Source organism: Clostridium sp. MT-14 (genome assembly GCF_042436595.1).
GTDB classification, from domain to species: Bacteria; Bacillota; Clostridia; order Clostridiales; family Clostridiaceae; genus Clostridium_B; species Clostridium_B aromativorans.
Genome location: NZ_JBHMIY010000016.1, coordinates 66,450 through 79,195, shown reverse-complemented (window position 1 = coordinate 79,195; position 12,746 = coordinate 66,450). Strand labels below are relative to the sequence as shown.

General features: G+C 31.4%; 13 protein-coding genes. 11 read left to right on the top strand and 2 right to left on the bottom strand.

Annotation, left to right across the window (positions count from 1 at the left end):
• Positions 1–141 precede the first annotated feature (141 nt).
• From ACFHWD_RS12300 to ACFHWD_RS12270, 7 genes are read left to right on the top strand one after another with little or no spacing between them, the layout of a single operon-like run.
• Positions 142–888 carry an N-acetyltransferase gene (locus ACFHWD_RS12300; RefSeq protein WP_150356181.1) on the top strand — a complete coding sequence of 249 codons (747 nt, stop codon included), beginning with the start codon at positions 142–144 and terminating at the stop codon, positions 886–888.
• A gap of 22 nt (positions 889–910) precedes the next feature.
• Positions 911–1,966 (top strand): non-hydrolyzing UDP-N-acetylglucosamine 2-epimerase, encoded by a 1,056-nt coding sequence (gene wecB / locus ACFHWD_RS12295; protein ID WP_150356180.1) that lies wholly within the window; start codon positions 911–913, stop codon positions 1,964–1,966.
• 36 nt (positions 1,967–2,002) lie between these two features.
• Complete coding sequence (locus ACFHWD_RS12290) at positions 2,003–3,115, top strand: glycosyltransferase family 4 protein (RefSeq protein ID WP_190972164.1); 1,113 nt, start codon at positions 2,003–2,005, stop codon at positions 3,113–3,115.
• Between the two features lie 14 nt (positions 3,116–3,129).
• A complete protein-coding gene (murJ, locus tag ACFHWD_RS12285; protein WP_150356179.1) occupies positions 3,130–4,680 on the top strand; it encodes a murein biosynthesis integral membrane protein MurJ in 1,551 nt (516 codons plus the stop codon).
• A 23-nt stretch (positions 4,681–4,703) separates the two neighbouring features.
• On the top strand, positions 4,704–5,711 hold the full coding sequence (locus ACFHWD_RS12280; RefSeq protein WP_378062088.1) for an acyltransferase: 1,008 nt from the start codon (positions 4,704–4,706) through the stop codon (positions 5,709–5,711).
• A 59-nt stretch (positions 5,712–5,770) separates the two neighbouring features.
• Positions 5,771–6,424, top strand: coding sequence for a sugar transferase (locus tag ACFHWD_RS12275; protein ID WP_378062086.1), 654 nt, complete (start codon positions 5,771–5,773; stop codon positions 6,422–6,424).
• Entirely contained in the window at positions 6,425–7,153 is a 729-nt protein-coding gene (locus ACFHWD_RS12270) for a WecB/TagA/CpsF family glycosyltransferase (protein ID WP_229981734.1), read from the top strand.
• Between the two features lie 29 nt (positions 7,154–7,182).
• Here the strand turns inward: ACFHWD_RS12270 and ACFHWD_RS12265 are convergent, their stop codons facing one another.
• Positions 7,183–7,599 (bottom strand): Rrf2 family transcriptional regulator, encoded by a 417-nt coding sequence (locus ACFHWD_RS12265; RefSeq protein WP_150356176.1) that lies wholly within the window; start codon positions 7,597–7,599, stop codon positions 7,183–7,185.
• 132 nt (positions 7,600–7,731) lie between these two features.
• Complete coding sequence (gene pdaA / locus ACFHWD_RS12260) at positions 7,732–8,559, bottom strand: delta-lactam-biosynthetic de-N-acetylase (RefSeq protein WP_378062092.1); 828 nt, start codon at positions 8,557–8,559, stop codon at positions 7,732–7,734.
• A 213-nt stretch (positions 8,560–8,772) separates the two neighbouring features.
• Here pdaA and ACFHWD_RS12255 point away from each other — a divergent pair, with 213 nt between their 5' ends.
• From ACFHWD_RS12255 to spoIIAB, 4 genes are all read left to right on the top strand, one after another.
• Complete coding sequence (locus ACFHWD_RS12255; RefSeq protein WP_229981735.1) at positions 8,773–10,539, top strand: Eco57I restriction-modification methylase domain-containing protein; 1,767 nt, start codon at positions 8,773–8,775, stop codon at positions 10,537–10,539.
• A gap of 119 nt (positions 10,540–10,658) precedes the next feature.
• Positions 10,659–11,486, top strand: a complete 828-nt coding sequence (gene speE, locus ACFHWD_RS12250) for a polyamine aminopropyltransferase (protein WP_179977874.1) — start codon at positions 10,659–10,661, stop codon at positions 11,484–11,486.
• Positions 11,487–11,957: 471 nt separating this feature from the next.
• Positions 11,958–12,293, top strand: a complete 336-nt coding sequence (gene spoIIAA / locus ACFHWD_RS12245; protein WP_150358804.1) for an anti-sigma F factor antagonist — start codon at positions 11,958–11,960, stop codon at positions 12,291–12,293.
• Positions 12,294–12,309: 16 nt separating this feature from the next.
• On the top strand, positions 12,310–12,738 hold the full coding sequence (gene spoIIAB, locus ACFHWD_RS12240) for an anti-sigma F factor (RefSeq protein WP_150358805.1): 429 nt from the start codon (positions 12,310–12,312) through the stop codon (positions 12,736–12,738).
• Positions 12,739–12,746: the final 8 nt, after the last annotated feature.

The window sequence follows — 12,746 nt, the reverse complement described above, 5'->3', positions numbered from 1 at the left end:
ATGCCGGTTAAATTTCCATTCAAAGATTTTTCAACTATGGATATGAAAGGCATTGCAAAAATTAATGACTAGCAGTTTTAGTATTGGAAATGAAATAATTTAATTTTCAATCTTCAAATATATGAGAATAGGAGAGTTAATATGTGTGAAAGATATATATCTAATAATGCCAAAATTGGCAATAATATAACTATTGGAAGATTTGCTGTCATAGAAGATGAGGTCATATTGGGTAACAACTGTGTAATAGGCCATAATGTGGTGATTCACAGGGGATCTAAAATAGGCGACAATGTGAGAATAGATGATAATACTGTAATAGGCAAGGAGCCAATGAGATCGGTAAACAGTATATTCAAAGATGATAAAAAATTCGAACCAGCTTTAATAAAAAGCGGGTGTCTTATAGGTGCAGGAGTTATAATTTACTGTGGATGTACTATAGGTGAAAATGTACTCGTTGCGGATCTTGCAACCATAAGAGAAAATGTAAGCATAGGAAACAAGACTATAATAGGGAGAGGAACAGCTGTGGAGAATTTCTCGAAGATTGGTTCAAACTGCAAGATTGAGACAAATGTGTATATTACGGCTTATTCTGATATTGAAGACAATGTGTTTATTGCGCCTGGAGTTGTAACTTCAAACGATAATTTTGCAGCTAGATCCAAAGAAAGATATAAGCATTTTAAAGGTGTGACTGTTAAAAAAGGTGGAAGGATAGGTGCCCAAGCAACTATACTGCCAGGTAAGATCATAAATGAAGATGGTTTTGCCGCAGCGGGAAGTGTAGTTACAAAAGATGTGGAAAAAGAAACTATAGTTGCAGGAAACCCGGCCAGGAAATTTAGAAACGTTCCTGAAGATCAGCTTCTTAAAAACCAATAATAAATTTAACAGGAGGATATCCATGAAAATATTGACAGTTGTAGGAGCAAGGCCTCAATTTATCAAGGCTGCTGCTGTTTCCAACATAATAAGAAAACATCACAGTGAGATATTGGTACATACCGGACAGCATTATGATGAAAATATGTCCAAAGTATTTTTTGAAGAACTTAACATACCTAAGCCGGATTACAATTTAGGCGTGGGATCGGGAAGTCATGGAAAGCAGACGGGAACCATGCTTATAAAACTTGAAGAAGTGTATGAAAAGGAGAAACCTGATTTTGTGCTGGTGTACGGTGATACCAATTCGACTCTTGCAGGAGCGCTGTGTGCCAGCAAATTATTGATTCCAGTGGCCCATGTGGAAGCAGGGCTCAGGAGCTTTAATATGGAGATGCCGGAGGAACAGAACAGGGTTCTTACAGATCATATTTCCAATATTTTGTTTGTACCTACAAAATCTGCAGAAAAGAATTTGAAAGATGAGGGAATAAAAAAAGGCGTCTATAATGTGGGTGATGTTATGTTTGATGCCATTTTGAATTTTAAAAAGCTCGCGAGAAGCAGGAGTGAAATTATAGAGGAACTTGACCTTGAGGGTAAAGAATACATACTAACTACTATACACAGGGCTGAAAATACAGATCATATAGATAAATTGAGCAATATAGTAGGAGCTCTTAATGAATGCGGTAAAACGGTTGTACTTCCACTTCACCCTAGAACTAGGAAATATATGCTGAATTATGGACTTGAGTTCAGTGAAAATGTAAAGGTAACAGATCCTGTGGGGTATTTGGAAATGATAAACCTGGAGATGAATTCACAAAAAATAGTTACGGACAGCGGTGGAGTCCAAAAAGAAGCTTTCTTTATGAGAAAGCCCTGCATAACTATGAGGGAGGAGACAGAATGGGTTGAAACTGTAGAAAACGGCTGGAACAAGATAGTGGGAACTGACAGAGAAAAAATATTGGATGCTGTATTGAACTTTATACCTTCAAGGGAGCAGAAGAATATATTTGGAGACGGCAGTGCCTCCTCTAAGATACTTGAAATACTTGATAAAAGATGATTTGGAAAATTAATTTTAAAGCCTTTTAAATGGGAGGTGGCAGTTATAAAAGTATTACAGATTATATCCGGGAATGATACGGGCGGTGGTGGAAGCCATGTACTTAATTTAAGTCTTTATTCAAATCCCATGTTTCACAGTATTATAGGCACCTTAGGTGGAGGGGGACTTTATGAAAAAAGTAAAAGACTTAATGTAGATACGATAAAATTCAAGAAGAGTCTTACTTATGACAGGTATATGTTAAAGTACATAGACAGAAACAAAATCGACATTGTCAATTTCCATGGTGCAAAGGCATTTTTTGCCCATTATTTTTTAAAGGATAAAATAAAAATTCCTACAGTGGCTACAGTACACAGCGACTTTAGAGATGATTTTTTAAATAATAGTGTGAAATATAAATTGTTTACTCCTCTCAGCAAAAAAGGATTGAAAAGTTTTCACAGATACATATGTGTATCGGATTATATAAAAGACATTTTAGACGAAGAAAATTTTAGAGGGAGAAAATTCAGGGTTAACAACGGTATTGATATAAATGGATTCACTGTAAGAGAAAATAGGGAAGACATAAGAAAAAAGTATAACATACCTAAAGAGGATTTTTTGTATGTAAATGTGGCCAGAATGCATCCTGTAAAAAATCAGATGTCCCTTATACAAGCCTTTGGAATTATTAGAGATAAAGTTAAAAATGTAAAGCTCATAATAGTTGGAGATGGATCAGAGGAATTGAAGCTGAGGAATTTGATTGTGGACTTAAAGCTGCAGGAGGATGTAATACTTACAGGGTATAGTGAAAATGCCTTAGATTTTATAAATGCAGGGGATGTGGGAATATTGACATCATTTAGTGAGGGAGGGGCGCCTCCACTAGTGCTGCTTGAAAGTGCTGCTGTAAAAAAACCTTTTATAGCTCCAGACGTAGGTGATATGGATAAAATTTTAGATGAAAATTCCATATTTTTAGTCGACCCCAATTCCATAGAGAGTATAAGCAGTAAAATGAAGTTGGCTTATGATAGAAGAGAATACCTAGCGAAAATGGGAGAAAATCTGTATAATATCTGTGTGAAAAAATTTTCAATAGATAATTTTTGTAGACAATATAATGATATATACAATGAAATAATTTCACAAAAATAGTTGGAGTGAATTAGATGGCAGGAAAAAAGATAATAAAAAGTTCTGTTGTAGTTATGCTTCTCATAATAGGGGGCAAAATTTTGGCAATGGTGAGAGATTCTCTCATAGCCGCAAAGTTTGGGGCAACTTATATAAGTGATATATATAATTTTTCACTGGGGCTTGTATATCTTTTAACTACTATAAGCTATGGCCTTACTACGACTTTTATACCTCTCAATTCAGAACATATTGAACACAGCAGCAGCAAAAAAAGAAATGAGTTTGTAAACAATATAATAACTTTGTCTACTTTTTTCACAGTTATAATTACGATGATGCTCATTGTATTTTCAAAGCAGATAGTGTATGTATTTGGTCATGCATTTACTGCAAATGTGGACATATACAGTCAATCCGTTGAAATAACCAGGATAATGCTGCTATCCCTTGTATTTGTAACACTTCAAAGCGTAGTTACGGGAGTATTGCAGTCACATAAAAAATTTTACGAACCTGCGGCTATGGCGTTGGTTTCCAATCTTGTATATATAGTTTACCTGGTATTTTTAACATCCAGATATGGAATAAAGGGATTTGCCGTAGCTACTGTAATAGGATTTTTTGTTCAGTTCGCTATAAACCTTCCAAGGTATAGAAAGCTTGGATATAAATATAAATTTGTAATGGATATAAAAAATAGAGATGCCCATTCCATGTTCAAGTTGATGGTACCTATAATTATAAGTACTTCAGTGGTGCAGCTTAATTTGTTTATAAACAGATCTTTTGCCAATAACATATATTTTGGTGCGGTTACGGTGCTCGATTATTCAAATAAGATAAATACCCTGGCTTATGAAGTTTTTGCCATAGGAATTGCCATGATTGTATATCCTACCCTTTCGGAATTGGCAGTAAAGAAGGATATTTTAAGGTATAAAAAAGCTCTGGTCAACGCTATAAATATAATAATGATAATTATGATACCAGCAGCAGTTGCCATAGGGATTTTAAGACATCCCCTCGTGAATTTGATTTTTAGACACGGAGCCTTTGATTTGACGGCTTCAGATTTGACTTCCAATGCACTTTTATTTTATTGTCCTGCAATGATTGCCTATGGGATAAGGGATATATTAAATAAGGCCTTTTATTCCATTAAGGATGCTAGGACGCCTATGATAAACAGCTTTGTGGGAATAATCATAAATATAATCATAAATTTTATTCTGATAAAACATATGAAAGTTTCAGGGCTTGCTTTAGCTACTACAATTTCAGCAATTATAACTACAATGCTTATGACGACAAGTTTAAACAAAAAATTAAACGGCATGAATATGAAAAAAATTTTTTATGGTCTATTGAAGATAAGTTTTTCTTCTGCAGTTATGGGTGTATGTATATATACTGTAAATTATATTTGCATGAATGAAATTTCCTCTTTTATGTGGAGCAATATTATATCTATCTTTGTATCTTTTGTGCTTGGCAGTGCAGTTTACTTTATATGCCTGCATTTTACCAGAATTGAAGAGTATGAGTACATTCTTAATGCAGTTAAAGATAAAATTCCAATATAGTAACCTATTTTTAGATAAAGAGGGTGGTGGGCATAATAAAAAAGCGTATTTTGGGTATGGATGTTATAAGGGCTGTTTCAATAATTGCGGTTATAACACTGCATGCTTCAGCAACTGTGCTCTACAGATGCATGCCTTATTCTACTACGTATAATATATCATTCATAATAAATCAGCTTTCCAGATTTTGTGTTCCGGCCTTCATAGTTATTTCAGGCATGGGACTTACTGCGAATTATAAAGAAGGTGGAAGTTATTCTGAATTCATAATGAAGAGATTTTTCAGAGTGGTACCTCAATACATAGTATGGTGCATAATTTATATACTGCTGATAACCAAAAATTTTAACATACAGGAGGACATAAACGACATAATTTATGGAAATGTATTCTATCATTTTTATTATGTACCGCTGATAATTGAATTTTATATCATATTTCCATTTATATATAGATTTATGGGTAAAAGATGGTGGGTATTTTTTAGCTTTATCATTACAGTCCTTTTACTTGCATATACATATTATTTTAAAAGTGTTTCTCCGGAGGAATGGTTCTGGAATAAAAAAAATCTATTATACTGGCTTTTTTATTTTTCAATGGGAGGTTATATAGGTAAAAATATTGATAGGATTTCCGAAAAATTGAATAGCCACAGACTTTTTGTATCTGTGTTGTTTTTAATTTCGGCTTTTATAGTTATATACGGCTTTATATCTGGCAATCAATTTGTTAAAAATGTAGACTATGTAACCACTTTTCAGAGACCGGCAGTACTTGTTTATTCTACATTCTTCATATTTTTTATATTTAGTTTTAACTTTAGCAGGGGATTTATTATGAATATCATAAGATATATATCGGATATTTCTTATGATATATATCTGGTTCAGTCTGGTATACTGTATCTTTATACTCAATATTATATGAGTAGGTATATTCATGCAGATAATTTGAGCTTTGAAATAAACGCCTTTTTAATAACTATTTTTGGTTCTATTGTTATAAGTAAAGTAAAAAAAGTTTTATAGTGAAAACATCTATGATATAATAAGTAAAAATATAGGAGAGTAGGTGAACTTGCTAAGTTATGCAGGCGGATGAAATAGAAATAAATGTTGAAGAGGATATAAAAAGCAAAAGGGTACAGTTTTTTTTTAAGAGAGCATTTGATCTTGTATTTTCTGCTGTAGGATTGATATTATTGAGTATAGTTTTTATTTTAATTGCAATTTGGATTAAGATGGATTCTAAGGGGCCTGCTATTTTTAAACAGATTAGAGTGGGTAAGAATGGAGAAAATTTTACAATATATAAATTTAGAACAATGGTGGTAGATGCGGAAAAAAAACATGAGCTGAACATTGATCCAAATAATTTAGAGAATTTTGTGTTTCAAAGTAGAAGCGACAGCAGAGTGACTAAGTCCGGCGCTTTCTTGAGGAAAACAAGTCTGGACGAAATACCTCAACTTTTCAACGTGTTATTGGGGAATATGAGTCTGGTAGGACCAAGACCTGAAATACCTGATGTGGTTAAACTGTATCCTAAGGCTTATAGACAAAGACTTTTGGTTACCCCTGGAATAACAGGTCTTGCCCAGGTAAGTGGAAGAGGGGAAATAGAGCTTGGCAAAACTGTTTATTATGATTTGACATATATAAAAAAATTTTCCCTCTTAATGGATGTAAAGATCTTATTTAAAACAATCTTTTCCGTATTTAAAAGTGAAGGGGCATTTTAAATGTTTACTAGGTTGTTAAAATACAATGTATTCAATGGAAGTAAATCAGATCTTATGAATTATATAGATAAATTTTCAAAAGTTAATATAGTATCAGGTAATCCAGAGGTATTGTACAATGGACTTAAGGACGATGCACTGTTAAAAAATTTTACGAATGCCAATACTGTAATAATCCCAGATGGAATTGGCACTCTTTTAGCTTCTAAAATTGTTGGCGTGCCTATAAGGCAAAGGATAACCGGTATTGAAGTCATGGAGAATATAATAAAAAAATGTGAGGAGGAGGGGAAAGCTATATATTTACTTGGGGCAAAGCAGAATGTCCTGGATGTGTGTGTGACAAATTTAAAGAAAAGATATCCTCCTTTAAATATATCCGGCAGTCATAATGGTTATTTTGATCTAGATGATTGTGAAAGTATACTTACTGATATAAAATCCAGTGCTCCCTATGCTCTATTTGTAGCAATGGGTACTCCAAAACAGGATATCTTTATATCACAAAATATGAATGAGCTGCCCTGCAGTATATATATGGGTGTAGGAGGAAGTTTTGATGTATTTGCAGGAAAAGTAAAAAGGGCTCCAAAGTGGATGATAGCTTTAGGACTTGAATGGCTTTATAGAGTCATCAAGGAACCTTCTAGAATAAAGAGGCTGATATCTATACCAAAATTTTTATTAAAAGTGATAGCTTTTAATAAAAAAAAATCTAAGTTTGATTAATATTTTTAATCAGGCTTAGACTGTAATAATTATTTAATTTTGTTTTCCAGTATATCCTTGAAATTGATACTTTCTAGTTCTTTGATCAATCTGTTTTGTACTCTTAAAAGTGAGTTATGTATATAGCAGTGTCCATTTCTATTTGCAGTACAATGTCCGGGATCATATAAACATCTGTTTAAATAAATAGGTCCGTCAATAGCTTTGATTATACTCATAAGAGTTATCTCCTCGGGCATAAGATTTAATGCATAGCCTCCATTAACCCCTCTATAGGATTTAATTATACCTGAGTGAGTTAACTTCCTTAAAAGTTTAAGAAGAAATCTAAGTGGTACATTTTCATTTTTAGCTATGGATTTAGCTTCAATTCTCTTGCCATAACCCAATTTTGACAAATAAAGTACAACTCTAAGGCCATAATCTGATTCCTGTGTAATCCTCATATGCAATATCTCCCCAAAAATATTTATTTTTAAATAATTAATAAATTAGGTACAATTAAAAATATAATATACAATTTAATTATACCTAATTTATATTATAATATAAAGAAAATATATATAAAATACGAATATTTATGGCAATTTATCTAAGCTTTCAAAGGTATAACCTTGATTTTTCCAATCTTTTATTACAGAGTCCAATATTTCAGAATTTGTTTTCGAAACTGCATGAAGCAATACAATTGCTCCATTGTGAGTCCTGCGGCTTATCATTTTTTGAGACTCTATAGGAGAAGGCTGCCTTTTAACATTCCAATCGTTATAGGCAAAACTCCAGAAAATAGTTTTATAACCTAATTTTTTAGTATAAAATAGAGAAAGCTCACTGTATTTTCCCATAGGGGGTCTAAAAAAATGCGGCATTTCCTTGCCTGTGACTTCTCTATAGGCATCTTCTGTTACTAAAAATTCATTCTCAAATTTTATAGGATCTTTTGCAGTCTCCGCCATTGAAGGGTGCTTTGTGGAATGGTTGCATACTAGGTGTCCTTCTTTTACCATTCTGTTTATCAAATCTGCATTGCCTTTTATATAGGGTGTTGTAACAAAAAAAGCAACAGGAACATTATTTGATTTTAGTATATCCAGTATTTTTGAAGTATAGCCGTTTTCATATCCTTCATCAAAGGTTAAATAGAGTACTTTTTTAGAGGTATTGCCTAAATAGTATGCAGAGTATTTATTTGTAAGTTTTAGAATGTCTTCAGGTATCTCTGAAGGAGTGCCTTTGTTGTTGGGTTTAAAAAACCAGTTTTTTTCACTTCTGTCCAATTTAGATACATCTAAATTCTGAAGCCTGCTGGCGGACTTTTGAGTACTATTTTCTTTAGGATTGGCTTTTGTTTGAAAGGCCCAAGATTTGTTATATATTAAAGGCGCCTCTTTTTTATAAAAAGCCATAACAGTATAGGAATACAAAAAAATTATGCACATTAAAAAGATGGATATTAATTTTTTGAACATAGTTGTATCATCACCTACCTTATAATATATAATTTATGGTATACTTAATCTGATAATTTATACTTGGGCTTTAGAGGCAGTATTAGTAAATTGTTCAATAAAAATATAAACCTCTTTAAGTAAGTGTATAGTAAAATTGGAGATAACGGCGTGGATGATTTTATTAAAAATATTGAAGAAATTTATAAACTTATAAATACAAAATTAGATAGTAAAATTAAATTTAGATCTATAGAAAATTGTAAAAAAAAATTTAATATCGAAAGAGATAAATATTTTGCTGAGTATTACTATAATCAGGAAATAGTAAGTAAAGCAAAAGATGTAATATATACACCTTATGAAATATCAAGATATATGCTTGAAAATTTAATAAATCCCATGGATGTAATTGAAAATCCATTTATAAAAATAATAGATCCTTCTTGTGGATGCGGGAACTTGATATGTCCATGTTTTTACTATTTAAAAAGCATATTTGAAAATAATATAAAAGCCATAGATAATCACAATAATATTGATTTACAAATTAAGGATATAAACAAGCATATAGTGTGCAATAATTTATTCGGTTTTGATATAGATGAAACCGCAATAAAAATTTTAAAAATAGATCTATTCAGTATTAGCGGAGGATTCAATTCAGAAAATTTTGAAGTAAAGGATTTTTTAATAGGGAATATAGACGAAAAATTTGATATATTTATAGGTAATCCGCCCTATATAGGACATAAACGTGTAGATAGAGATTACTATAAGGATTTAAAAAAAATATATGGAAATATATACAGAGATAAAAGTGATATATCCTATTGCTTTTTAAAAAAGTCTCTGGATTGTTTGAAAAAAGTAGGAAAGCTTGGATTTATTACTTCTAGATATTTTTGTGAATCCTGCAGCGGTGAGGAACTTAGAAAATTTTTAATTGAAAATGCCTCTATATATAAAATTGTAGATTTTTATGGAATACGTCCCTTTAAGAATGTGGGGATTGACCCTATAATAATGTTTTTGATAAAAGAGAAGAATTCACATAATAATATAGAAGTTATAAAACCTAAAAAAGGTATTGAGCTGAGAAAAAATAGATCTTACGGCTCCATATTTTTGAAAAAATATGGAGAATATAGGAGCTTCTTTATAGATCAGGATTCTCTGGAAAATAAAGGTTGGATATTTATTGATAAAATTGAGAGAAGAATAGTTGATAAAATAAAAAAAAGAAGTAAATATACTTTAAAGGATATTTGTGAAAGCCACCAGGGAGTAATAACGGGTTGTGATAAGGCGTTTATAATAGACGAATGTATTTTGAAGGAAAAAAATATTGAAGGTAAATTAATCAGACCCTGGATAAAAAGCAGCTATATACATAGAAATAAAATAATGTATAAAGGAAAGTTTATTATATATTCTAATTTTATAAAAAATGAGAAAGATTATCCAAATTCCATAAATTATATAAAGACCTGTAAGGAGAAGCTTTTACATAGAAGAGAGTGTAAAAAGGGTATTAGAAAATGGTATGAGCTTCAATGGGGAAGAAAACCTGAGATATTTGAAGGCAAGAAAATTGTATTTCCATACAAATCTAAAAACAATAGGTTTGCTTTAGATGAAGGAAGTTATTTTAGTGCAGACGTATATTCACTGGTGTTAAAGAAAAATGTAAACTTTACGTATGATAATCTGCTTAAAATTTTAAACAGCCCTTTATATGAATTTTACTTTAAAACCTTTGGCAAAAAATTAGGAGAGAATTTGTATGAATACTATCCAAATAATTTGATGAAACTGAGTATTCCCGTTATTGATTTTTGTGAAAAATATGATGCAGAAAGCTATTTATACAAATTTTTTGGATTGACAGAAGGTGAAATTAAAATTGTAAAAAGGAATTATTGTATTGATGAATAGCTGTAATAGAGATTTTTATGAGGTTATTGAAAATTTTATTGTCACGATATAAAATTATTATTATAATGATGTTTGCTGTAGGAAAAAATTATATTTTAAGATGGCTGGGGGGTATATTTATGGATTTATGGTTAAGAGAAAGTCAAATCTCAGATGCTGTTATGACGTATAAGATAAAACAAACTTTGATTAGAAAGAAAACTAAATATCAGGATTTAGCTATAGTGGATACATATTGTTTTGGAAAAATGCTTGTTTTAGATGGAATAGTGCAAACCACTGTTAAAGATGAATACGTGTATCATGAAATGATAACCCATGTACCTCTATTTACCCATCCGAATCCCCAAAAAGTGCTTGTAGTTGGGGGAGGAGATGGTGGCGCCGTAAAGGAGATTTTAAAGCACCCTACGGTGGAAAGAGTTGTTCTCTGTGAAATTGATCAGGAGGTCATTGAACAGTGTAGAAAATACCTTCCTGAAATAAGCTTTGCATTAGATGATCCAAGATGTGAAATTTTTATTGGGGACGGGATAAAGTATGTACATGAACATAAGAACAGTTTTGATGTTATTATAGTGGATTCCACAGATCCTTTTGGTGCTGCAGAAGGCCTTTTTGGTAGAAGTTTTTATAAGGAAATAGATGAGTGCTTGACAGAAAATGGTATATTTGTGGCTCAGACGGAAACACCTTTTTATTTGCCTGAGGTGGTAAAAGGCATTTACAATGATGCAAAAGCTGTTTTCCCAATAACAAAATTGTTTATGGCAGGTATACCGACTTATCCAAGTGGATTTTGGAGTTTTACATTGGGTTCTAAAAAATATGATCCACAAAAAGTAGATTTATCTTCATCGGTGAATATAAATACGAAGTACTATACAAAAGAATTGCATAAAGCCTGTTTTGTGCTCCCAAAATTTATAGAGAATTTAACAAAATAAAAATACATTTGTTTTAATTTTTAAACTGGTAAAAAGCATATACAGTAGAGTAATATACTTGCTGTATATGTTTTTTTTACCTATATTTTTCTATAGGGGCGCTGAAAAATGACATATATTTGATAATAATTTATATATATGTTTAAAAATATAATATATGGTAAAAATGAATAATAAAATGACTAACGAAAAAAAAAGGAAGATTATTACACTTATAGAATAATAATTAAGGTAAACATTTTATTCTATAGATTACAAGGGTATTACGTAAAAAATAACAGAAGGGGGGTAAAAATGTCTGGCTCGGACTATGCATATTTGCATATGCTAAAGTTTAGTGTACTAAACTTTAGTCATATAACATTAAGGCTATTATATGTTATATGGTAAATTAAAGTTAAAATTATGTTTTAACGCTAAAATTATGTTAGAAGTTTTATAGTGTAATTTTAGTAGAGCTTTGGATAATTCATGAATTTAGAATTTCAAATTAAAATCGATAAACTCATAGTGAGTATAAAAGGAGAATTAGATCATCATAGTGCAGAGGAAGTTAGAATTAAAATTGATGATAGATTGGACAGGGATGGATTGAACAAACTTATAATGGATTTTTCAGGAGTAAGTTTTATGGACAGTTCTGGAATAGGGGTGGTTATTGGAAGGTATAAAAAACTAAATTTAAAGAACGGTTCCATGTGTATTGCAGGAGCAACTGATTTGGTAAAGAGAGTATTTGAACTTTCAGGATTGTTTAAAATTATAAAGCTTTATGATAATGTTGAGGAAGCAATTGAGAATATTTAATGGGGGGATAAATATTATGTACGATAACAGTATGAAAATAGAGTTTATTAGTAAATCACAAAATGAAAGTTTTGCCAGAGTAGCAGTAGCAGCGTTTGTGTCTCAGTTAGATCCTACTATAGAAGAATTAACGGATGTTAAAACTGCAGTTTCGGAGGCTGTTACGAACTCTATTATTCATGGTTATGAAAATAAGGAAGGAATAGTTAAAATTGAGGCTTTTATTAAAAACAGAGAACTTACTTTAACTGTGGAAGATACGGGAGTGGGAATAGAGGACATAGATTTAGCGAGACAGCCGCTTTATACATCTAGACCTGATCTTGAAAGATCAGGAATGGGATTTACTGTAATGGAGACTTTTATGGATTCGCTTAAAGTGGAATCTAAAAAAAATAAAGGGACAAGATTGATAATGAAAAAAGTTTTTAATTCATTAAGTTAGGTGAATGA